Source organism: Microbulbifer mangrovi, from assembly GCF_002009015.1.
In the GTDB taxonomy this organism is placed as follows: Bacteria; Pseudomonadota; Gammaproteobacteria; order Pseudomonadales; family Cellvibrionaceae; genus Microbulbifer; species Microbulbifer mangrovi.
The window spans coordinates 18,292-40,498 of sequence record NZ_LZDE01000334.1; the positions used below are offsets into that span (position 1 = coordinate 18,292).

The window sequence follows — 22,207 nt, forward strand, 5'->3', positions numbered from 1 at the left end:
CGAGTGATCAGTCCTCGGGTCGCTCACTCACTGCCGACCTGTTTGCGCACTGCTCCTGTTCCACATGCTGCGCTGCCACACTGGCAGCGCGCTCCGCATACACGACCCGCCCCACATCTGCTTGCGGCAAAACGCTCTCGCGCCCAACCACTTCGCGCAGGTGGAATCGGGGTCGGCGCTTGACCTCCTCGTAAATTTTGCCGAGATACTCGCCAATTACCCCGAGGCACAGTAACTGGACACTGCCGATAAACAGTACTGGCACCATGATCGACGCCCAGCCCGGCACCACACTGTTCGACACCAGCTTCACGATCAGTACCCACACAATCAGGCCCAGGGCAATACCGCCGGAAATCAGCCCCAGCAGGGTAATCGCCCGCAGCGGGGCAATAGAAAAGGCGGTGACGCCCTTCCAGGCCAGGGACAGCATCCGGCGCAGTGGGTATTTGCTTTCCCCGGCGAGGCGCGGGCGGCGCGCGTAGGAAATCGTGGAGGAACGGAATCCCAGTTCACGCACCATACCGCGCAGGAACAGATTGGTTTCCGGATACTGCAACAGAGTGTCCACAGCCCGCCGCGACATCAGCCGGAAGTCCGCATGATTGAATACCAGATCCACCCCCAGGCCCTGCATCAACCGGTAATAGCCTTCCGCGGTCATCCGTTTGAACCAGGTATCCGATGCGCGCTCCTTGCGAACACCGAACACCACTTCGCTGCCCTCCAGGAAAGCATCGATCATGGACGCAATGTGTTCCGGGCCATCCTGCAGGTCCGCATCGATACTGACAACCATGTCTTCACTGGTCTGCGAGAGCCCCGCATACAGCGCATTCTGGTGACCGCGATTGCGCGACAGCGCCACTGCCACAATGCGCGCGTCTTCGCCGGCCAGCGTTTGCAGGATTGGCCAGGTGCCATCGCAACTGCCGTCATCCACATAGTAGATCTTCGAACCGGCAGCGATGCGGCCGCTACTTTCGAGTTCCGCAAGCGTAGCCAGCAGCTCGACCGTGGTATCCGAAAGCACCTCTTCTTCGTTATAGCAGGGGACAACGATCGCCAGTGTCGGCGCAGGCTGTTCGGTCATAGATTCCATTCGGGCTCCCGGTATATCCAAAAATGATGCAGGAGAAAGTTAACCACCAACGTGACCAGGGTGGCGACAACCTGGGCCAACAAGTAAGGGGCCACAGCCAGTACCAGGGAAAAACACAGGGTATTGATGACAAGCCCGAGCGCCGCCACCAGTGCAAACCTCGGCAAGGCGCGGCGATGTCGCACTCCTCCCTGAAACGTCAGATAGTAATTGAGCAGGTAATTGGCAAGCGCAGAACAGCAAAATGACAGTGCGGAGGCCAGCACCGCAAACATGCCCAGCACTTCAATCATGGCCACCAGCAGGCCGTACTGGAAAGCAGTGGCAATCCCCCCCACCAGTGCAAAGCGTCCCGCGCGTGAAATCAGCTTGGCAGCAGCGAGCGACCAGCCTGGCTTCTCCCTGTCGGACGACGATTGATCCCGTGATTGCTCATGCGGGCGCATCATCGGCTTCCCGCTGAGGCTGCTCGAGTGGCCCGCCCTCCCGTTCGGGTGACGTCGGATCCGCGTGCAGCCCAGCGGCAGTGACAACTCCCGGGCTGGCCTCTCGCTCTTCAGATATTTCTTCTGCCTCTGTACTTTTGCGGGACGTTCGTCGTCGCAGGACACCAGCTACCAGTAACGCCTGCACCAGCAACATACCCTCTGCCGGTTTGCGATAGCGTCCTTCATTGACCGCAATCGGCAACAGTCCCTGCACCACGATCCAGGTGCCCAGCAGCACCGCAAACAGTCGCGCACCGTGCAGGCGACGCCAGCACAATATGGTACCGATCAACAGCAACAGGGTCAGCGGCGCCCACAGCCAGCGGCTGTGGTGATTGATCTTCTCCAGAGTTCGCTGGCGATTGTTGTCCGGCCAGGATGAGCCGAAGAACAGGTAGATCAGGTTTTCCTTGGTCAGGGAAAGGTAGCGATCCAGTGTCACCGGATAGCGTGCCAACGCCGTCGCCCAATCGTCAGCGCCGTTTTCAATATGGATCCGTGCGTGGACCTGGCCGTCGCGGCTGGTGGTCCAGTCGCTGAGCGGAGCCAGTGGCTTTTCACCGGTAGAAGGAGAGCCGAACCAGTAATTCCACTGCGCGCCTTCGCGGCTGTAATGCACGTGGATCTCGCGTTTGCCGGAGCGCAGGTATAGCGCCACCAGCTGGCCGATACCGTGGGGGGAAATCATATGCATCGCCGCGTAGCTGCGATACGCCAGCGGTCCCATCAACAGCGCCAGTAACGCGAGACTATAGCCCGCCTTGGCCAGTTTGCGCGGCTGTAACAGCCACAACCAGGTGGTGACCACCGCCGCCAGGGGAATGGCTATGCCGCGGGTGAGCCCGGCGCAGGTCCACAGCGCCACCATCAGCAGGAAACTCCCCAGGGTTTGCTTGCGTCGACAGCGCCAGCTGGCATACAGCGATGCCCCCAGCAGTGGCAGCAGCAACGTCTCCTGCATGAAATAGCCGTAAATGGCGATCCACGAGGGCAACAGGGACAACAGCGCCCATACCGCCGTAGCCTGCAGGCGCCCGGGCATCAGCTCCCGCGCGAACCGGTACCAGATCCACGGCGTCAGGCAGGCGAGCAGTGCCGTATAGAGAGCGACAAGGAAGGGTTCACCGAGAGTCAGCTTGCCAAGGATACCCACGTAGACCTGGTACATCACCGGGTCTGTAAGCGTCATGGGATCGCTTCGCAGGGTCTGGGTGCCCTGCTCCCAATGACGCTGGGGATCACTCCAGATATGGTCCATGGGGTTATGGGTGAATACGTGCTCCACCCGCAGCCAGATACCCACCGCGATCAGCAGATAGAGTCCCGCATAGATCCACCAGCGACCATCGATACGCTTGGCTCCCACGGGAATCCGCTCTACCAGTGTTCCCCAAAAACCGCTCGGCCCGCGCAGATCAGCGAGGGGGAACTGCCACCACTGCCGCAGCTTCGTCGCCGCCAGATTCGAACTCGCCACTCCCCACCCCATCACACTACTCCTACACGTGATCTACAGATCTTCAGGCGCCGGCGGTGCCGGTCGCATTCGCTTGTGATGCCGGGATCCCGGAGACGAGCGGCTCGGCGGGCGCAGAGTCTTCACCGCGGTTAAACAGGCGGCCGTGACCGAAGCGCAGCACAGGAAACCAGCGCCCCAGGAATGCAAAGGTGCCCCGCTGCTCGATATAGCGCGCGTATGCGACGTAGGTGGGATCCCAGGACAAGTGCCGCTCTTCGGTGCGCGCACGCATGAAGTAGATAAAGTTCACCGTCAACAACAGCAGTGAGTGGCGCAAGGCTTCGGGTGCGCTGGCACTGACCATGAACGGCATGGAGATCATCCACCAGGAGATGTTCTTGCTGATATAGGCCGGGTGCTTGGTAAAGCGGTAGGGACCGTTGGTGAGAATCCCTCGGTGGGTAAGGTTGGAAAAACGGATACCGAAAGGGATGCTTGCCCACACATAAATGGCAATCAGCAACAGGATTACGCTGCCCCAGACACTGTAGGCCACCGGCGTATCCCAGAACCAGTAGCCCCAGGCGGGCGCATCGTCGTATTTCAGGTAGGTGCCGGAGAACAGGCTCCAGAACGGCTGGTAGCCGATAAGTGCCACCCCCCAACCGAGGAAACTGGGCTCGGCGGTGCGGATATGGGAGTCGAACAGACGCAGGGTACACACATACCCGACGGTAACGAACAGCAGATCGATGTAAAACAGGAAATTGAAGGTGAAATCAAACACCGCCTTGAAACTGCCAAACAAGCGTGCGAAATCAAAATTCAGCAGCGTGTTCAGGTTATTGCCCATGTAGACAAACATTAGCGGCAGGAAGAACAGCTTCACCAGCCAACCCAGGTACAGCTGGCCAACCACCTTTCCGGAAACGCCCTTGCGACGTCCCAGGACCCAGCTGCCCAACTGCCAATAACTGTCTTTGGGATCGCGCATGGCGCCGTCCAGCAGGTAAAAATAAGGCACCGCCAGCAACATCCACCAGGGCAGCACTGCACGCACCACCGAAAAATAGTTGTCGTAGAAGGACCCGTGGTATTCCGGGAACAGCCAGTACACGAACGCCACCGACCCCACCGCCAGATAAAAGCCGAGCAACTTTATCGCGGTGCGGCTCAGGCTGTGATTCTTGCGATTGAAATCGAGCCCGGCGGACGGGTTGCGATAGGGTTTGAGAAACAGCCACTCGAGCAAGATGATCGGCAACGCCAGGGCGACGGCAACCACAACCAGGGATTGGGTTTTTACTGCGAGGTGCTGGCCGTACTCCCGCAGCCAAACCACGGCTGCCAGGGAAATCGCCAGCGCACACAGGTTGATCCAGATACTGGTGGGCGCTGTCGGGCAGCTGGGCGTCTCTACAGGCGCGGCGGACGATCGCTTCACGCGGCTATCTGGGCCAGAACGGCGGCTGGCACCGGCGGATTTATTTTTTATTTTTTTCATACTGAGTCCAACTGGTACATCGCGACTTGCCGGCCGCCACTCGATCACAACCAAAGTGGTCAGACCAGAGGTCAGAATTGCGCCAGTTTACCCCTATCCTCGCGCAGCTTCCACGGGACATTGGCGCACATTACTCACCAGCGGGAGTCAGTCGTCAGTTGCGGCGCCAGTTTCCTGCCCCGTCTCGGGATGGGAGTGAACCGACTCGACATCCGAGTCAACGCCGTGCTGGTGATGGCTGTGATAGGCGCCGGCTTGCACCGCGCCGGAGTGATCTTCCTGCGCGGCGGAATCCCCTGTCTGCTCCTGTGACGGTTCATCTTCGGCATTCGGCCCCGGGTGAACCCCGTGGCGCGAGTGATCGACCCCGCTGTCACCGTGTATATGCTGGGCTTGATCTGCGGGTTGCCCAGTTTCTGAATCTCCCGCCATCTGGTGCGTGCCAGCGCCATGCGCACCGTGCGAGCTTTCAGTATCGTGAGCATTGTGCGCACTGTGCGTAGCGTGAGCCCCGTGGGCGCCGTGGGCGCCGTGTCCGCCCGCACCCCACAGGGTCCACAGACCGAACACCAGTACCAACAGCGCCATCCCCAGGCGCACGCCGGGTTTCTGCACCAATTTACGCAGGCGAGCCGCGGCGGCACCGGTCGCCAGCACCGCCGGTACCGTACCGAGACCGAAGGCCAGCATCGCCAGGGCCGCCTGTTCACCGCTGCCTTGCGCCAGGGCAAATGCCAGCGCGCTGTAGACCAGGCCGCAGGGCAACCACCCCCAGAGTGCACCCAGTGCAATTGCCTGCGGCGTGGAGTTGACCGGCAACAATCGGCGTGAAAGCGGCTGCACCGCGCGCCAAAGGACCGCCCCACCCCGTTCCAGCCATACCAGGCCACGCCACCAGTCCGCCAGATACAGCGCCATCGCGATCAACATTAGTCCAGCCACTATTCGCAGCGGCGCCAGACCGCGGGCGATGTCCGTAGCCAGATAGGCCCCCAGCACCCCCACCAGCAGCCCCATCAGGGTGTAACTGGCCACACGCCCTGTGGAGTAGCCGATCAAGCGAGGCCATGCGGGCTTTTGCCCGGGCACAGCCAGTCCCAGCGCGCCGGAAATCCCGCCGCACATACCAACGCAGTGACTACTGCCAAAAAAACCAATCGCCAGTGCCGCGGCAAGCGTACCCCAGTCCAGCATTATGGATTTCCGCCCTTGCTATTCGCACCGGCAGCTGTGTCCGCCGCGGATTCACCAGGCCTATTACTCTGGCTCTGTTGTGGGGACGGACGCGGCGCATCGTCATCAAAAAGTATGCGGCGCCCCTCTGTCTCCAGGTCGTCGTACTGCCCGCTGTTAACCGCCCAGAAGAACAGCTTCACCGCACCGGCGACGAACAAAATGACAATGGGTACCAGTAGAAAAATACTGTCCACGTGTTACCTCGGAAAAAACACTTCGGATAAATTCGGCGAACGGCGCGCCCCGATCAACAGGCGCGCCGGCTGCACTACCTAGCCGGCCGGCTGCCAGCGCGACAGACGCAGGGCGTTGACCACCACCAGTAGCGAACTCAGCGACATGCCGATGGCTGCCGCCCAGGGCGGTACCAGACCGAGAAAAGCGAGCGGCAGCGCCAGGGCATTGTAAAGAATTGCCCAGGTCAGGTTCTGGCGAATAATTGTGCGACACTTGCGCGCCAATTCAAAGGCACGGGGCAAGGCGCGCAGGTCTCCCTGCAGCAGGATTGCATCGGCACGGGACTGCGCGAGATCTGCCGCCGACATCATGGCCACAGAGACATCCGCCCCCGACAGCACGGGGACATCGTTGATACCGTCCCCTACCATCAGCAGCCGCTGCCCCTCTGACTGCAGGCTGCGCAGATGCGCCAGCTTCTGTTCCGGCGACGCGCCGCCGCGGAAATCCGCGATTCCAGTGGCTTCCGCCAGGCGCGGCACTTCTGCCGACTGGTCACCACTCAATAGTTCCGTAGCCAGGCCCTGGGCGCGCAGCGCAGTGACCGATTCAACCGCACTCGGTCGCACCGCATCCCCCAGGCACAGCCAGGCCAAGGCGCCCTCGGCATCTCCCAGCAACAACCACTGCCCGGGCTCGGCAGGCACTTGCAGCGACGGGGGGGGATCCTTCACCAGCTCGCACACGAAATCCGGTCGTCCCAGGCGGTAGGCGGTTTCTCCACAGATACCCGACACCCCGCGACCAGTGACCGACCGCAACTCCCGCACCGGGCGATTGCCAAACCAGGCCCGGAAAGCCCGCGCCAGGGGATGATTGTTGTGGCTTTCCAGTGCCGCAGCGATATCCCGGATCTCACTCTCTGCCACGCCCGCGCGCAGCGGTAGGATGGCGCGCAGTCGCGGCTCGCCTTCGGTAAGGGTTCCGGTCTTATCGAAAATCACCCGGGTCAGCCGCGGCAGGGTTTCCAGTACATGTCCCTTGGCTACCAGCAGGCCGAGTTGTTGCAAGCGCAGGGTGGCAGCGGCCAGCGCCGCGGGCGTGGCCAGGGACAGCGCGCAGGGACAGGTCACAACCAGCACCGAAAGCGCCACCCAGAAGGCGCGCTCCGGAGCCTGCTGCCACCAGAAGACAAATGCGGCCACCGCGATACACAGCACTGCGGCTATAAACCGGCCTGCAAGCCGATCCGCCAACGCTACCTGGGTGGGTTTGTCCAACTGCGCCTGCTCCACCAGCTTCTCGATGGCGGACAAGCGGGTACTGCTGCCGGCCGCGCTGACCCGCACCGTGAGCGAGGAGTCGCCATTTACACTGCCTGCAAAGACCTGACTGCCGATCTGTTTCTGCTGCAGGGCCGATTCGCCAGTAAGCACCGACTCGTCCACCCCGCTTTCGCCCTCGAGCACAACACCGTCCACCGGAATAGTGTCGCCCGGGCGCAGCAGTATCCTGTCACCGGCAGCCAGCGCGGTCACCGGCACCGATTCGGAGGTGCCGGAATCGTCCAGACGCATGGCTGCCAGCGGCAGCAATTGCGCAAGCCCGCCACTGGCCAGCCCGGCCCGATGCCGCGCGCGCATTTCCACCGAGCGCCCCAGTAGCAGGAAGAAGGTGAACATGGAAACCGATTCAAAGTAGACCTCACCGGTCTCGAACACGGTTGCATAGACACTGGCGCCATAGGCCAGGCCAATGGCGAGGGATACGGGAACATCCATGACCAGCTGACCGGTGCGCAGTGCCCGCCAGGCGGCGGCGAAGAACGGTTGCGCGGCGTAACACACCACCGGCGTAGCCACGACCAGAGAGACCCAGCGGAAAAACTGCTCGAACTGACTATCGATCCCCTTGCTGCCCCCAAAATACAGGGCGATGGCGAACATCATTACCTGCATGGTGCCGAGGCCAGCAACCCCGAGCCGACGCATTGCGGCGCGGCGCTCTTGCTGGATCAGGCGCTCGCTGTTGGCCGCCGTGGCAGGTGCCGGACGATAGCCGATGGCTGCCAGTGAGGAGAACAGCTCGCTAACGGCGATCTGCTGTGGATCGAACACCACCTGGGCACGATGGGTACTGGCGTTGACCGAGACGCGCTCAATGCCCGGCAATCGCAAAAGGTGCTTCTCGATCAGCCACACACAGGCGGCACAGGTGATCCCGCTAACAAGCAGGCTGGCTACCCGCAGGGTTTCTGGCGAAGAAGTTGAGGATTTGGCGTCGTCGAATGCGCGGACAAATTCACCCTGCACTTCCGGCAGGTCATAGGCACTCCAGCGCGCTTGTTGTGGCGCGCCTTCCGGGCGCTCACTGCTCTGTTCCCGGAAACGATAGAAATTATCGAGACCACCGGCCACGATGGCCCCCGCCACCGCCTCGCAACCGGGGCAACACATGGGCTGGCGCGCACCGTCGATCAGCACTGCATATTGGCTGCCTTCGGCAACCGGCAGGCCACAGTGGTAACAATCCAGCGGATGTTTGGGAGAATCGCAGGAAGAAGCGGTGGATGCGGGAGCGAGCGGATCGGTCATGGGCTCACGGCTCGACGGGCTTCAGGGGCACTCCATTGCCGATGTCAAAATTGATTTCGCCTTTCAGGCGCCACTGGGCATCGCGGAACTGCTCCGGGTCCAGCTCTGGCATAACCTGCAGATACCAGCGGTGTTGCAGGGGTGCATCGACCTTGCCCCGATAGCGACCGATAGATATCTGCTCGAGCACGATATGCGTATCCAGATCTGCCTCTACCGGGTGACTCAGGGTCAGTAACAGTTTTTCCGGAAAATCGACCTGGCCGCGAAGATCCAGGGCTACCGTCTTGTCTTCGGGGGAGAACAACAACATACCCGCCAGGTTCAATTCCCTGGCCCGTTGATCCTGCTCTGCGCTGAAGTGATACATGCGGCTGTCTTTGTAATAGGTATCGCTCACCACGTCATCGCCGTGGCGCACGGCGATGGACACCATGGTAAACGAGACCACCACAACCAGAATCAGTGGCGCCATCACCATCCAGAACCAGGGCTCGCGGTACCAGGGAGCCGGCGTTTGTTTATCCGCTTTGTGTGACACTAATTACTCAACCATTGATAGATAAAAGCCCGTGTAACACGGGCTACGGGCACGGGACGCCCCGATTCAAATCGGGACAAGGGTGCCGCTACTTGGGACCGATAAATACCGTTTTGTGGCGATCCTCCAGCTCCGGGGCGTCCTTCGCCCGGATCACGATCACGATATCGTGCTTGGTTTCCTCAAGCTGTGCCTTGGGCACACTCACCCGGATGGGCACGGAGTATATCTCGCCGGGCTTGATCTGCATGCCCCGCTGCATACGCAGCGAGTAATCATACCCGGGTTTACCCTCGATGCTGATCGAGAACTGGTGCGGCTTCTGGTCCATATTGTTGATCTTGACCGTATAGACATTCTGCACCATGCCTTGGGAAACCCGGTACATCCGCGCACCGCGGTCTCGCAGTACCTCGGCGGATACCGGTGAACGCGTCATCACCGCATAGGCGAATAGACCAAACATCAACAGCAAAATCAGCGCGTAACCGAACAGACGTGGCCGCGCGAACTGCGTTTTGCCGGTTTCCAGCTCGTCTTCGGAAGTGAAGCGAATCAGGCCCCGCGGATACTCCATTTTGTCCATGACGCTGTTGCAGGCATCAACACACAGACCGCAGTTGATGCACTCGTACTGCATGCCATCGCGGATATCGATATCCACCGGGCACACCTGGACACACCAGTAGCAGTCGATGCAATCGCCCATACCCTGGGCCTTGTAATCGATATTCTTCTTGCGCGGCCCACGCGCCTCGCCGCGCCGTGCATCGTAGTACACCGCGAGGGTGTCCTTGTCATACATGACCGACTGGAAACGCGCGTAGGGGCACATGTACTTGCACACCTGTTCGCGCAGAAAGCCCGCATTCATATAGGTGGCGAAAGTAAAAAATGCCACCCAGAAAGCGCCCTGGGGATGGGCCTTGAAGGTCGCGAGATCCACCACCAGGTCGCGGATCCCGTAAAAGTACCCAACAAAGGCAAGGGCCGTGGCCAGGGAAATCAGCAGCCAGATAGTGTGTGTGCCGCCTTTGCGCAGCACCTTTTCCACTCCCCAGGGAGCAGCATCCAGCTTCATGCGCTTGCTGCGGTCACCCTCGCAGACCCGCTCAGCCCAGATAAACATCAGGGTCCACACGGTTTGCGGACAGGTGAAACCGCACCACACCCGGCCGAGCCAGGTAGTCACCGCAAACAGAGCAAAGGCCGCGATGATCAGCAACCAGCCAAGCAGGAATCCGTCCTGGGGACCGAATGTCATCCAGAGAATATGGAACTGGCGCGCGGGAAGATCGAAATGAACCGCCTGGTGCCCATCGATATTGAGCCAGGGGATAAAGAAGAAGGCCAACAACAGCGGCAGGCCGGTGTACTTACGAATACGGGTATAAACGCCACGGATGTGACGGATATAAACTTTGTCGTCGGATTCGTAGAGCATGCGATAGCGGACTTCGCCATCACCTTCCTGCTCTTCGCGGGTGGGTATTCTATCGCTCACAAAACCTCTCTTCCCGAAAAAGACTGGATCGGGTCACGACTGCAATGACTTACGACATGCAATGAGGCTTGTTTTTCTTCCCTGCGTGCCCTTCCAGCGATCTGGGCGGCGGCGCGATGCCACCGCCCTTTCCTTGATTCAGCGTTTAAACGTCCGCTGATTTACTGCTGAACGTCTTCCTGGCGAGACAGACTGTAGACATAGGCTGCGACCAGACGAATCTTGTCTTCACGCAGTTTGTCTTTCTGGGCCGGCATATGATTACTGCGGCCACCGCGAATGGTGTGCTGGATCTCTTCGCGGCTACCACCGTAGAGCCAGATGTCATCGGTCAGGTTCGGTGCACCCAGCGCCATATTGCCCTTGCCATCTACGCCGTGACAGGCCATGCACACGGTACCGAATACCTGCTTGCCCTGCTCCGCCATCGCAGCGTCGTGCTCGAGACCATTCATGGCCAGCACGTATTCAGCGGCGTTTTTCACACCGTCTTCACCGATGATCGGGCCCTGGGCAGGCATCATGCCCTGACGACCGTTGTGCAGGGTCTCCAGGATTTTCTCCGGAGTACCGCCGTACAGCCAGTCGCTGTCTGTCAGGTTCGGGAAGCCGTAGTTACCGCCGCCGTCAGCGCCGTGACACACAGAGCAGTTGTTGGCGAAGATCCGCGCACCCATTTTGAGCGCTTCGCGGCTTTCGGCAATCTTCTCGATCGGCATATCCACGTACTGGCCGAAAGTTTCCTTGAATTCCGCCTGCGCCTTGGCCTGATCGGCTTTCAGCGCGCCCACGGAAGTCCAGCCACCAATTCCCTTGAAGTTGCCCATACCCGGGTAAATAACCAGATAAATGGCAGAGAACACCAGCGTGAGAACGAACAACAGGAACCACCATTTCGGCAGCGGGTTATCGTACTCTTCAATGCCATCGTAAATATGGCCCGTGGTGCGGTTTTCCGGATCGTCCTGATCGTCCACCGCCACTTTGCGGTTAGCGAAAAGAACCCAAGTTACCAATCCTAGATTGGCGAGGGTGAGCACAATTACCCAAACACTCCAAAATGTACTCATTTGTCCTGCCCCTGTTCCTGTTTCTCACCGGCATCTTCACCGGTACTGGTTTCGCTCTTGCGAGCGGCCTTGTCAGAAGTTTCTTGCTCGTCAGCAAACGGTAATTTGGCGTCTTCTTCAAAGCGCTTTTTGCGCTTCGGGGAAAAGGCCCACCAGCAAATCCCGAGAAATGCCAGCGAACCCAGTACGACGCCTATCTGCCGCAGAATATCGATATCCACCGATGACCTCGCTTAGCGCTTCTGTTGCACCAGGGTACCCAGCTGCTGCAGGTAAGCTACCAGTGCATCGATTTCGGTAACCCGACCACCAACAAACGGCTTGCTGGCATTCGCGATATCTTCATCGGTGTAAGGCACGCCCGCGACGCGCATGGCGCGCATCTTGGCTGCAGTGTGTTCACCAGTGATGACGTTGTCGAACAGCCACGGATAGGACGGCATGATCGACTCGGGCACTACATTGCGCGGATCGTACAGGTGCGCACGGTGCCATTCGTCAGAGTAACGGCCACCTACACGCGCCAGATCAGGCCCGGTGCGCTTGGAGCCCCACAGGAACGGGTGCTCGTAGACGTGTTCCTGTGCCATGGAGTAATGGCCGTAACGCTCAACCTCAGCGCGCAGCGGACGGACCATCTGGGTGTGGCAAACGTGGCAGCCTTCGCGGATATAAATATCGCGGCCTTCCAGTTCAACCGGGCCCAGTGGCTTGAGGCCGGCGATGGGTTCGTGGTTATTGGTGGTAAAGAACTGGGGAACAATTTCCACCAGGGCGCCGAAGCTGATCGCCACAACGATCAGCACCATCATCAGACCGATGTTCTTTTCTACGATGTCATGATTCTTCACGATCGATTCCCCTTAAACGTTCTTCGCAACCGGCAGGTTTTCGTCGTGACGCACTTCGCCTTCCCGCGGCGCATCGGTGATGGTGCGGAATACGTTGTAAGCCATCAGGAACATGCCTGTCAGGAAGAAGGCGCCGCCCAACCAGCGAACGATGTAGCCCGGGTGACTGGCAATCACGCTTTCCACAAAACTGTAGGTCAGGGTGCCGTCGGCGTTAAATGCGCGCCACATCAGGCCCTGGGTAATACCGTTCACCCACATGGCGGCGATGTACAGCACAGTACCTACGGTAGCCAGCCAGAAGTGTGCATTGATCAGCTTCACGCTGAACATTTCCTTGCGATTCCACAATACCGGTACCAGGTGGTACAGCGCACCGATGGAGATCATTGCCACCCAGCCGAGGGCGCCCGAGTGCACGTGTCCAACAGTCCAGTCGGTGTTGTGCGACAGCGCGTTTACGGTCTTGATGGACATCATCGGGCCTTCGAAGGTGGACATACCATAGAAGGACAGGGAGACCACCAGGAATCGCAGGGTCGGGTCGGTGCGCAGTTTGTGCCAGGCACCGGACAGGGTCATGATGCCGTTGATCATGCCGCCCCAGGAAGGCGCCAGCAGGATCACGGACATGATCATCGCCAGGCTCTGGGTCCAGTCAGGCAGTGCGGAGTAATGCAGGTGGTGACCACCGGCCCATACATAGATGGAGATCAATGCCCAGAAGTGCACGATGGACAGCTGGTAGGAATATACCGGGCGACCAGCCTGCTTGGGCACGAAGTAGTACATGATGCCGAGGAAAGCTGCCGTCAGGAAGAAGCCTACCGCGTTGTGGCCGTACCACCACTGGATCATTGCATCGGTGGTACCGGCGAACAGGGAGTATGACTTCCATGCACTGACCGGCACCTCCAGGTTGTTGACGATATGCAGCGCGGCAATGGTGATGATGTATGCACCAAAGAACCAGTTAGCTACATAGATGTGGGAGGTGCGACGCTTGACGATGGTGCCAAAGAACACAATCGCATAGGCCACCCACACCAGCGCGATCAGGATATCCAGCGGCCATTCCAGCTCTGCATATTCTTTCGCGGAGGTAAGACCCATTGGCAGGGTAATCGCGGCGCCAACAATAACGACCTGCCATCCCCAGAAAGTAAACGGGATCAACCAACCGCCCCAGAGGCGCGTCTGACAGGTGCGCTGCACGACATAGTAGGAAGTCGCAAACAGCACACTGCCTCCAAACGCGAAAATCACCGCGTTGGTGTGCAGGGGTCGCAGGCGACCGAAGTGCGTGAAGGGCTGCCAAAGGTCATTCAGCGCCGGCCATGCCAGCTGTGCGGCGATGAGAACGCCGACGCCCATACCAACGATACCCCAGACCACCGACATGATGGTGAACTGGCGCACGATGTTGTAGTCATAGTCCGGCAACTTGCCGGCCTCTGCCACCGTTGTGCTCATTGTGTAACTTCCGTTGCTTTTTAAGATTCGTTTCCGTCAAGCGCGAGGGGTCCGCCAGCAAAATAGCGGCTATACCCTTCACGGTAGACCGGGCGGGTACAGAAACGACGATTTAAACGCTTCAATCGCCGTTTCCGACTGATTTAGATCAAGTCTCGACCTTTACCCGCGGCAATTCGCAGGCGCAGGGCGTTCAGTTTGATGAAGCCTTCGGCATCTTTCTGGTCGTAGGCGCCGGCATCGTCTTCAAAGGTGGCGATGCGCTCATCAAACAGACTGTCTTCAGAGCGGCGACCAACGGCGGTCACACTGCCCTTGTACAACTTCAGGCGAACTTCTCCATTTACCACAGACTGGGACTGATCAATCGCCGCCTGCAGCATTTCGCGTTCGGGGGACCACCAGTAGCCGTTGTAAATCAGTTTCGCGTAGCGCGGCATCAGCTCATCTTTCAGGTGCGCGACTTCGCGATCCAGCGTGATGGATTCGATCGCACGGTGCGCTTTAAGCAGGATGGTGCCGCCGGGAGTTTCGTAGCAACCGCGAGACTTCATGCCCACATAGCGGTTCTCAACGATATCCAGACGGCCAATACCATTGGCGCCGCCCAGCTTGTTGAGTTTCTCCAGCAAGGTGGCGGGGCTCAAACGCTCGCCATCGATGGCAACCGGGTCGCCGTTTTCGTACTGCAGGGTGATGTAAGTAGGCTGATCCGGCGCCGCTTCCGGGCTGACGCTCCAGCGCCACATATCTTCCTCGGCCTCGGCCCAGGGCTCTTCCAGCACGCCGCCCTCGTAGGAGATGTGCAGCAGGTTGGCGTCCATGGAGTAAGGGGACTTTTTCTTCTTGTTGGAAAAGTCCACCGGGATCTTGTGCTGTTCGCAATACTCCATCAGCTTTTCACGGGAGTTCAGGTCCCACTCGCGCCAGGGGGCAATCACCTGGATACCCGGCTTCAGCGCATAGGCGCCCAGCTCAAAGCGCACCTGGTCGTTCCCTTTACCGGTAGCACCGTGGGAAATGGCATCCGCGCCAGTCTCGTTGGCGATCTCGATCAGGCGCTTGGCAATCAGCGGGCGAGCAATAGAGGTACCGAGCAGGTACTCGCCTTCGTAGATGGTGTTGGCGCGGAACATGGGGAAAACAAAATCACGCACGAATTCTTCGCGCAGATCGTCGATATAGATTTCCTTGACGCCCAGGGCTTCCGCCTTGGCGCGTGCCGGTTCCACTTCTTCACCCTGACCGATGTCGGCGGTAAAGGTAACGACCTCGCAGCCGTAGGTATCCTGGAGCCAGCGCACGATCACCGAAGTATCGAGTCCGCCGGAATACGCCAATACCACCTTATCGATCTTGCTCATTACTATCCTCTGTATAGTGGGCCCGCACACACGGGCTATACCGTCACAACAGGTACACGATTGCCACACTGGACGCCGAGCACCTGTGAAAAGTCTTGGTCTGGGGAAATTTATTGTTGGATGTGTGCCCAGGAACTGCGGATAGGCCGCTTTTTTCGGGGCGCGATTGTAGCGCCTAGAAACGTCCACGACCAGCACCAGACGGCCAGTCCGGTATTTGCCTATAAAGCAAACAGCAGCCCCTGATTACTTTATATTCAATCTGGTGATGGATGAGGCATTCACCGCAGTTTTCGCAATTTTTTGGCGCTTCGGGTAGCATCGGCGCCGCGATCAATCCGGGAGGAGATATTCGGTGGACTCCAAGCAGCAAATTACCCTGCGCGCACCTGACGACTGGCACATTCATTTACGCGACGGCGCCGCGCTCGAGCGCACGGTTGGCGACGCCGCGAAGCAGTTTCGGCGCGCCATCATCATGCCCAACCTGGTACCACCGGTAACCGACGCCGATGGCGCGCTCGCCTACCGGAAGCGTATCGAGGCAGCCATCCCCGAGGGCGGCAACTTTACCCCGCTGATGGTGATCTACCTGACGGACAACACGACTCCGGAAGTGGTGCAGCAAGCCCACGCCGCCGGCGTTGTCGCCGCCAAGCTTTATCCGGCGGGCGCCACCACCAACTCCGATTCCGGGGTTACCGATATCGCCAATATCTATCCGGCGCTGGAAGCCATGCAGTCCTGCGGTATGAAACTGCTGCTGCACGGAGAAGTGACAACTGCGGATATCGATATTTTTGACCGGGAACAGGTGTTTATCGATACCATCCTCGGCCCGGTGGTTGATGACTTCCCGAACCTCAAGATCGTGCTTGAGCACATCACAACGGCCAATGCGGCAGAATTTGTGGCCCAGGCTCGCGACGGCGTGGCAGCCACCATTACCGCGCACCATCTGCTGTACAATCGCAACCATATGCTGGTGGGAGGCATCCGCCCCCACTATTACTGCCTGCCAATTCTGAAACGCGGCTACCATCAGAATGCCCTGATCGAAGCCGCAACCAGTGGCAGCCCGAAGTTTTTCCTCGGCACCGATTCCGCACCGCACGCGCAGGGCAAGAAGGAAACCGCCTGTGGCTGCGCCGGTTGTTATACCGCGTTCAGTGCCATCGAGCTCTACGCCGAAGCCTTTGAGCAGGCGGGCAAGCTGGATCGCCTGGAAGCGTTTGCCAGCGAGTTTGGCCCGGACTTTTACGGTCTGCCGCGCAACTCGGATACCATCACCCTGGTGCGGGAACCATGGACCCTGCCTTCGGGCTTGCAGATGGGCTCTGAATCGCTGATCCCGCTGGCCGCGGGCGAGACCTTGAACTGGCGTCTCGCCTGACGGCGCCACAGAAAAGCCTCGATTACCGCTCACGAAGCAGCCACCGATACCCAATAGATACCCAGACACCAGGATTTTCAGTGACCCCAGCAGAAGCCCCCACCGGCCCCAAAAGTCCTCTGGCGCAGCGATTCCGCGGCTTTCTCCCCGTGGTCCTGGATCTCGAGACAGCGGGCTTCAACGCCCGCACGGATGCCCTTCTGGAGGTGTCGGCCGTCATCCTCAACATGGACGATGAGGGAACCCTGTTTGCCGAAGAAACCCACAGCTTCCATATCGAGCCCTTTGAGGGCGCGAATATCGAGCAATCTGCCCTGGATTTCATCGGTGTCGATCTCGAATCACCGGATCGCGATGCCTGGCCCGAAGAGATTGCTTTGCCAGAACTGTTCCGCAAGATCCGGCGCGCAATCAAGGCCCACAGCTGCACCCGCGCGATCATGGTGGCGCATAACGCCCATTTCGACCTCGGCTTTATCAATGCCGCAGTGGAACGCTGCGGACTGAAGCGCAACCCCTTCCACCCCTTCTCCTGCATGGACACCGCAACCCTGGCGGGCCTCGCCTACGGCCAGACTGTGCTGGCCAAAGCCTGCCAGACTGCCGGTGTCGAGTTCGACAACAACAGCGCGCACTCCGCAGAATACGATGCGGAAAAGACCGCAGAGCTGTTCTGCGGCATCGTTAACCGCTGGCGGGACATGGGCGGCTGGCCCCTGAGCGCCCCGACCGCCGAGGATGGCGATGTCTCTGCGGACAGTGAATCTTCCACGAGCTGAACGCTACGCCCGACAATCGCGTCGGGCCTCCCGGCAACCTCCACCGGTAAACTTTTCCCCAAACACCTCGCCACGGCTTCCTACTACCTAGGTCGCATACCCACCATATTTCCGCCCCGCTAGGCTGGGGCCAGTTCCGACAAGAATAACGGTGAGAGCGATGAACAAGATAAAACTGCGCAAACTCCTGGGCGCCAGTCTCGGGTTAGCGGGGGCTGCCTGCCTGTCTCTCGGTGCCAGCATGTCCCACGCGGGCAGCTGGCAACAAAATGTCACTATCGGCGGCTTCAACAAGGTACATATCTATACCCCGGACAGTGTCTCGCCGATTGGCGACGGCAAGTCCCTGCTGGTGGTACTGCACGGCTGTACCCAGTCCATCGATACCTATCTGACTGCCAATCTGGAAAGCGCTGCGGAAGAATACGGCATGGTCGTCGCAGTGCCCGATGCCATGAACAAGGCCGGATACGGCTGCTGGTCATACTGGGAAGGCGACAGGTCCCGCTCTGCCGGGGACTACAAAAACCTGGTTGATCTCGCAAATGCCATGAGCCGGGACAGTGAACGCAACATCGACCCGGCCCAGGTTTACATCGCCGGGCTCTCCTCCGGCGCGGTATTTGCCAATACCACGGCGTGTATCGCTCCAGACGTATTCGCCGGCATGGGGATCAGCGCCGGACCGAGTATCGGCACCAGCGCCAGCGGCGCTATCCGCAATTGTGAGGCCGCAGATGTGGTCAGCCGCTGCAACACCTATGCAGGCAGCCATTCCAGCCACTTTGAAACCCAGATCGCCTCCATTGCCCACGGTACCGACGACACCATCGTCGACGATTGCTACAACACCCAGAACGCGGAAGGTATGGCGGGCGTGTACGGTGTAGCGGAGGCGCCCGCAAGCAACACCTATTCACAAGGAGACAGCAACGCTAAGGAGATCCTCTGGCAAGGCGGAAGAGTCTCCATGCTGTGGATGAATGGTGTGGATCACTCCTGGTCCGGTGGCAACGGTGCCAGTGGTAGCTATATCAACAGCACCGGGATCAACTACGCCAAATACCTGGGCCAGTACTTCATCAAACACAACAAACGCGTCGACCGCACTGGCGGGAAGGCACTCAGCGACAGCGCCTCACGCCCTTGATAACGTCGATAACAGCTTGAATTTTCACGCTTTTTCGCGGTTTCGCTCGCTCCCCGGCAGGGCACTGTCGGGGCCATCAGGGCCACCAGCGGGTTAATGGGTGATTTTTTGCACAAATTGCGGTAATATCTACCGTTCATACATAAAAGTGGACAGAACTGTGGCTAAAAAAGCATCCAGCGCAAGCAAGCGCGGCAAGGAAACGGTTTCAACCGAGTCACGCGAAGCTATCGAATCCCAGGTTCAGGCCTTCCTCGCCAGTGGCGGCAAGATCGAACAGGTACCCAAAGGCGTCAGCGGCCAGACCAACACCTCCGGCCCCAAGCACATCACCCTGGGTAAAAAACCCCGCGCCTGAGAGTCTTCTTCGCCCGCCGAAGCACCAGCCATTCGGTAAATCTCCCGTGGCAGCACTGGCGCAACATACTTGGCGCCGCTCTCTGAATCGGCAGGCACAAAAAAGGCGGGTAGAACCCGCCTTTTTTGTGCCTGAAGAACTCTCGCCTCAGGGCATTTCGTCCAGCTCCGCACCCTCTTTCACCGGTGGCATCAGGTCTTCCTTGGTGGTGTTCATGGCCATCAGGATGTTGGCTGCCACGTACACGGAAGAGAAGGTACCAATGATCACACCCACGATCAGCGCCAGTGAGAAGTTGTGGATCAGCTCCCCGCCGAAGAACTGCAGTGCCCACAGCACCAGCAAGGTGGTGAAGGAGGTCATGAACGTCCGGCTCAGGGTCTGGCTCATGGAGATGTTGATCACCTCCGCAGGCTCGGCCTGCCGCACCTTGCGGAAATTCTCCCGCACGCGGTCATATACCACGATGGTGTCGTTGATCGAGTAACCGATCACCGCCAGTACCGCAGCCAGAACGGTGAGGTCAAAGTCCAGGCGAAGAATCGCAAAAAAGCCGAGTACGATGATCACATCGTGAATCAGGGCCACTACCGCACCAACGGCGAATTTGTACTGGAAGCGCAACGCCACGTAAGCCATGACCACCGCAAGCGCGAACAGCATGCCGAGGCCACCATCATCACGCAGTTCTTCACCGATCTGCGGGCCGACCATTTCCACACGACGCAGTTCTATTTTGCCGTCTGTATGCTGACGCAGGGCGCCGACGACCTTGTCACCGATGGAATTGGTCGCATCTGCATCCCGCGCATTTTGCTGGGCCTGCTGCTCGGCGACTTCCGGCGGCAGCTTGATCAGCAGTTCACTATCGGAGCCGAACCGCACCACCGCGGCGCCTTCAAATCCGGCGTCGGTTAACTGGTTGCGGACATCTTCAATCTTGGGCGCATTTTCGTAACCCACCTCAATCTGGGTACCGCCAGTAAAATCCAGGCCCAGCTTCAAGCCATTGGTGGCCAGGGCCACAATGGAGGCAACCACCAGCAGCAGCGAGATCGCCGCGGCAAGTTTGCGCCAGCGCATGAAGTCGTACACGCGCTTGCCCATATATTCGGTGATCTTGCCGTTCTCTTCTTTGGTATTGCTCATCACCGTCCCCTTAAATCCACAGTTTCTGAACACGGCGGCCGCCGTAGAACAAATTGATCAACGCCCGAGTACCCATGATGGCACTGAACATGGAGGTGAGAATGCCGATAGACAGTGTCACCGCGAAGCCCTGAACCGGACCGGAGCCGATGGCATACAGGATCACAGCCACAATCAATGTGGTGATGTTGGCATCCACGATCGCGCTATACGCGTTGTCGAAACCGGCGTTGATGGCCGACTGGGGGGGTAACCCGTTGCGCAACTCCTCGCGGATACGGGAGAAGATCAACACGTTGGCATCCACCGCCATACCGATGGTCAACACCATACCGGCAATCCCCGGCAGGGTCAGCGTCGCGCCCAGAATAGACATCACCGCCACCAGCAAAACCAGGTTGGTGGCCAATGCGATGTTGGCCGCAAGGCCAAACACCCGGTAAAACAGCAGCATACAAATGACGACTGCCAGCAGGCCGATCTGTACCGAGGTCACACCGACGTCAATGTTGTCTGCACCCAGAGACGGACCAATAACCCGCTCTTCGACAAAATACATCGGCGCGGCCAGGGCACCGGAGCGCAGCAGCAGCGCTAGTTCCTGTGCTTCTGCCGGGCTGCCCAGGCCAGTGGTGCGGAACTGACGTCCCAGCGGGCTCTGTACCGTCGCCAGACTGATGATTTTCTTATCGTCCGTACGCTTCTGGACAATAACCTCATTGCCCTCTGCATCGACCTGCTTTTCTGGGGTGAAACGGCTTTCTACGAACAGGGTACCCATACGGCGGCCGACATTCTTCCAGGTCGCGCGGTGCATCATTTCACCACCGCGGGAATCCAGGGTGATGTTCACCTGCGGGAAACCGCTCTCGTCGTAACCAACGCGCGCATCGGTCACCCGCTCACCAGAGATGATGATCTTGCGCTCGAGCCAGGCACCGCCGTATGCGGCACGCTCCTGCTCATCGCGGTATTCGAAGTATTCTTTACTGGTTACCAGCGCATCGGACTTGGCTTCCATACGGTATTCGAGGTTGGCGGTCTTACCGATGATACGCTTCGCTTCCGCAGTATCCTGTACACCGGGCAGCTCCACCACGATGCGGTTGCGTCCCTGACGCTGGACAATCGGCTCGGCCACGCCCAGCTCATTCACCCGGTTTCTCAGGGTGGTGAGGTTCTGGGTTACCGCGTAGTCTTCCAGCTGCTTGATCTCCTGCTCGGAGAGCGTCGCACGGATCTCCAGATTGCTGCCGCCACCGGCTTCGGTCAGCTGCAGAGTCGGGAACTCTTTACGCAGGGTGCGCATTCCCAGATCGCGCAGATCTTCCGAGCGAAATTTGGCAATGATTTCCCGGTCGTTTTCCAGATCTACACTGCGATAGCGCGCCTTGGCCCCACGCAGCTTGGATTTGACGTCGGAGACATAGCCTTCCATGTTGGTTTTGACGATGGAGTTGGTATCCACTTCCATCAGGAAGTGCACACCACCGGCGAGGTCGAGGCCGAGCTTCATCGGGCTCGCACCCATACTTTGCAACCACTCAGGCGTGGTTGGTGCCAGGTTGAGAGCCACTACGTATTCGCTGTGACCGAGTGATTCCTGGATAGCACGCTTGGCCGGCAACTGCTCCTCGATGGACTTCAGGCGAATCAGAACCGACTTGTCCTGAACCTCACCACCAAAATAGGCGATGCCCGCTTCGTCCAGCGCTTCCTGCACATCATTGAGCACATTTTGATCAATTTGCAGCGCACTGGATTGGCCGGATATCTGTACAGCAGGGTCGGGGGGATACAGATTCGGCGCTGCGTACAACAGCCCCAACCCGGTAATGATCAGGATCAGTAGATATTTCCAGAGGGGGAAGCGATTCATGCTGGTCTCATTGTTGGAGTGGCCCGTTCAACGGGCACATTTTTTTCGATAACTCACGATATGCGGACGCGCGCCAGTGATTACAACCACCGGGCGCCCGAATCTAAATAGGGAGCTGATTATACGGGGATAGGCA

Annotated in this window: 20 protein-coding genes; 4 read left to right on the forward strand and 16 right to left on the reverse strand. The window is 59.2% G+C overall.

Going from position 1 to position 22,207, the window contains the following annotated elements:
• Positions 1 to 7: 7 nt before the first annotated feature.
• The 14 genes from B4U49_RS14310 to B4U49_RS14375 all read right to left on the reverse strand — a co-directional run bounded on the left by B4U49_RS14310 (position 8) and on the right by B4U49_RS14375 (position 15,363).
• The gene (locus B4U49_RS14310; RefSeq protein WP_239692645.1) at positions 8 to 1,102 is read right to left on the reverse strand and encodes a glycosyltransferase family 2 protein; all 1,095 of its coding nucleotides are present in this window, start codon (positions 1,100 to 1,102) and stop codon (positions 8 to 10) included.
• Complete coding sequence (locus B4U49_RS14315) at positions 1,090 to 1,551, reverse strand: GtrA family protein (RefSeq protein ID WP_078085288.1); 462 nt, start codon at positions 1,549 to 1,551, stop codon at positions 1,090 to 1,092. The genes B4U49_RS14310 and B4U49_RS14315 overlap by 13 nt, the downstream gene beginning before the upstream one ends.
• Positions 1,535 to 3,067 carry an ArnT family glycosyltransferase gene (locus B4U49_RS14320; RefSeq protein WP_239692646.1) on the reverse strand — a complete coding sequence of 511 codons (1,533 nt, stop codon included), beginning with the start codon at positions 3,065 to 3,067 and terminating at the stop codon, positions 1,535 to 1,537. The genes B4U49_RS14315 and B4U49_RS14320 overlap by 17 nt, the downstream gene beginning before the upstream one ends.
• Positions 3,068 to 3,110: 43 nt before the next feature.
• Positions 3,111 to 4,553: an isoprenylcysteine carboxylmethyltransferase family protein gene (locus B4U49_RS14325; RefSeq protein ID WP_239692647.1), complete on the reverse strand. Its 1,443-nt coding sequence runs from the start codon at positions 4,551 to 4,553 to the stop codon at positions 3,111 to 3,113.
• A gap of 147 nt (positions 4,554 to 4,700) precedes the next feature.
• Positions 4,701 to 5,747 (reverse strand): sulfite exporter TauE/SafE family protein, encoded by a 1,047-nt coding sequence (locus B4U49_RS14330; protein ID WP_239692648.1) that lies wholly within the window; start codon positions 5,745 to 5,747, stop codon positions 4,701 to 4,703.
• Entirely contained in the window at positions 5,747 to 5,983 is a 237-nt protein-coding gene (ccoS, locus tag B4U49_RS14335) for a cbb3-type cytochrome oxidase assembly protein CcoS (protein WP_078085289.1), read from the reverse strand. The genes B4U49_RS14330 and ccoS overlap by 1 nt, the downstream gene beginning before the upstream one ends.
• A 78-nt stretch (positions 5,984 to 6,061) precedes the next feature.
• On the reverse strand, positions 6,062 to 8,560 hold the full coding sequence (locus tag B4U49_RS14340) for a heavy metal translocating P-type ATPase (RefSeq protein ID WP_078085290.1): 2,499 nt from the start codon (positions 8,558 to 8,560) through the stop codon (positions 6,062 to 6,064).
• 4 nt (positions 8,561 to 8,564) lie between these two features.
• A complete protein-coding gene (locus B4U49_RS14345) occupies positions 8,565 to 9,101 on the reverse strand; it encodes a FixH family protein (protein ID WP_239692649.1) in 537 nt (178 codons plus the stop codon).
• Between the two features lie 88 nt (positions 9,102 to 9,189).
• Positions 9,190 to 10,605 carry a cytochrome c oxidase accessory protein CcoG gene (gene ccoG / locus B4U49_RS14350; protein WP_078085292.1) on the reverse strand — a complete coding sequence of 472 codons (1,416 nt, stop codon included), beginning with the start codon at positions 10,603 to 10,605 and terminating at the stop codon, positions 9,190 to 9,192.
• Between the two features lie 161 nt (positions 10,606 to 10,766).
• On the reverse strand, positions 10,767 to 11,675 hold the full coding sequence (gene ccoP / locus B4U49_RS14355; RefSeq protein ID WP_193432851.1) for a cytochrome-c oxidase, cbb3-type subunit III: 909 nt from the start codon (positions 11,673 to 11,675) through the stop codon (positions 10,767 to 10,769).
• On the reverse strand, positions 11,672 to 11,896 hold the full coding sequence (locus B4U49_RS14360; protein ID WP_078085293.1) for a cbb3-type cytochrome oxidase subunit 3: 225 nt from the start codon (positions 11,894 to 11,896) through the stop codon (positions 11,672 to 11,674). The genes ccoP and B4U49_RS14360 overlap by 4 nt, the downstream gene beginning before the upstream one ends.
• Before the next feature lie 12 nt (positions 11,897 to 11,908).
• Positions 11,909 to 12,526 carry a cytochrome-c oxidase, cbb3-type subunit II gene (ccoO, locus tag B4U49_RS14365; RefSeq protein WP_078085294.1) on the reverse strand — a complete coding sequence of 206 codons (618 nt, stop codon included), beginning with the start codon at positions 12,524 to 12,526 and terminating at the stop codon, positions 11,909 to 11,911.
• Between the two features lie 12 nt (positions 12,527 to 12,538).
• Positions 12,539 to 13,999: a cytochrome-c oxidase, cbb3-type subunit I gene (gene ccoN, locus B4U49_RS14370; RefSeq protein WP_078085295.1), complete on the reverse strand. Its 1,461-nt coding sequence runs from the start codon at positions 13,997 to 13,999 to the stop codon at positions 12,539 to 12,541.
• Between the two features lie 143 nt (positions 14,000 to 14,142).
• Positions 14,143 to 15,363 carry an argininosuccinate synthase gene (locus tag B4U49_RS14375; RefSeq protein ID WP_078085296.1) on the reverse strand — a complete coding sequence of 407 codons (1,221 nt, stop codon included), beginning with the start codon at positions 15,361 to 15,363 and terminating at the stop codon, positions 14,143 to 14,145.
• Between the two features lie 355 nt (positions 15,364 to 15,718).
• Here B4U49_RS14375 and pyrC point away from each other — a divergent pair, with 355 nt between their 5' ends.
• The 4 genes from pyrC to B4U49_RS14395 all read left to right on the forward strand — a co-directional run bounded on the left by pyrC (position 15,719) and on the right by B4U49_RS14395 (position 19,043).
• Entirely contained in the window at positions 15,719 to 16,756 is a 1,038-nt protein-coding gene (pyrC, locus tag B4U49_RS14380; RefSeq protein ID WP_078085297.1) for a dihydroorotase, read from the forward strand.
• An 80-nt stretch (positions 16,757 to 16,836) separates the two neighbouring features.
• On the forward strand, positions 16,837 to 17,535 hold the full coding sequence (rnt, locus tag B4U49_RS14385; RefSeq protein ID WP_078085298.1) for a ribonuclease T: 699 nt from the start codon (positions 16,837 to 16,839) through the stop codon (positions 17,533 to 17,535).
• A gap of 160 nt (positions 17,536 to 17,695) precedes the next feature.
• Complete coding sequence (locus B4U49_RS14390; protein ID WP_078085299.1) at positions 17,696 to 18,685, forward strand: extracellular catalytic domain type 1 short-chain-length polyhydroxyalkanoate depolymerase; 990 nt, start codon at positions 17,696 to 17,698, stop codon at positions 18,683 to 18,685.
• Between the two features lie 160 nt (positions 18,686 to 18,845).
• Positions 18,846 to 19,043 (forward strand): hypothetical protein, encoded by a 198-nt coding sequence (locus B4U49_RS14395; protein WP_078085300.1) that lies wholly within the window; start codon positions 18,846 to 18,848, stop codon positions 19,041 to 19,043.
• A 147-nt stretch (positions 19,044 to 19,190) separates the two neighbouring features.
• On the opposite strand, the gene secF is transcribed toward B4U49_RS14395, so the two are convergent.
• Together secF and secD are read right to left on the reverse strand one after the other, a co-directional pair.
• Complete coding sequence (gene secF, locus B4U49_RS14400) at positions 19,191 to 20,192, reverse strand: protein translocase subunit SecF (protein WP_078085301.1); 1,002 nt, start codon at positions 20,190 to 20,192, stop codon at positions 19,191 to 19,193.
• A gap of 10 nt (positions 20,193 to 20,202) precedes the next feature.
• On the reverse strand, positions 20,203 to 22,071 hold the full coding sequence (gene secD, locus B4U49_RS14405; protein WP_078085302.1) for a protein translocase subunit SecD: 1,869 nt from the start codon (positions 22,069 to 22,071) through the stop codon (positions 20,203 to 20,205).
• Positions 22,072 to 22,207: the final 136 nt, after the last annotated feature.

Excerpts from the sequence above, each read along its gene's own strand:
- B4U49_RS14310 (WP_239692645.1), bottom strand. The coding sequence starts at position 1,102 with ATGGAATCTATGACCGAACAGCCTGCGCCGACACTGGCGATCGTTGTC.
- B4U49_RS14315 (WP_078085288.1), bottom strand. The coding sequence starts at position 1,551 with ATGATGCGCCCGCATGAGCAATCACGGGATCAATCGTCGTCCGACAGG.
- B4U49_RS14325 (WP_239692647.1), bottom strand. The coding sequence starts at position 4,553 with ATGAAAAAAATAAAAAATAAATCCGCCGGTGCCAGCCGCCGTTCTGGC.
- B4U49_RS14330 (WP_239692648.1), bottom strand. The coding sequence starts at position 5,747 with ATGCTGGACTGGGGTACGCTTGCCGCGGCACTGGCGATTGGTTTTTTT.
- B4U49_RS14340 (WP_078085290.1), bottom strand. The coding sequence starts at position 8,560 with ATGACCGATCCGCTCGCTCCCGCATCCACCGCTTCTTCCTGCGATTCT.
- ccoP (WP_193432851.1), bottom strand. The coding sequence starts at position 11,675 with ATGAGTACATTTTGGAGTGTTTGGGTAATTGTGCTCACCCTCGCCAAT.
- ccoN (WP_078085295.1), bottom strand. The coding sequence starts at position 13,999 with ATGAGCACAACGGTGGCAGAGGCCGGCAAGTTGCCGGACTATGACTAC.
- B4U49_RS14375 (WP_078085296.1), bottom strand. The coding sequence starts at position 15,363 with ATGAGCAAGATCGATAAGGTGGTATTGGCGTATTCCGGCGGACTCGAT.
- B4U49_RS14390 (WP_078085299.1), top strand. The coding sequence starts at position 17,696 with ATGAACAAGATAAAACTGCGCAAACTCCTGGGCGCCAGTCTCGGGTTA.
- secF (WP_078085301.1), bottom strand. The coding sequence starts at position 20,192 with ATGAGCAATACCAAAGAAGAGAACGGCAAGATCACCGAATATATGGGC.
- secD (WP_078085302.1), bottom strand. The coding sequence starts at position 22,071 with ATGAATCGCTTCCCCCTCTGGAAATATCTACTGATCCTGATCATTACC.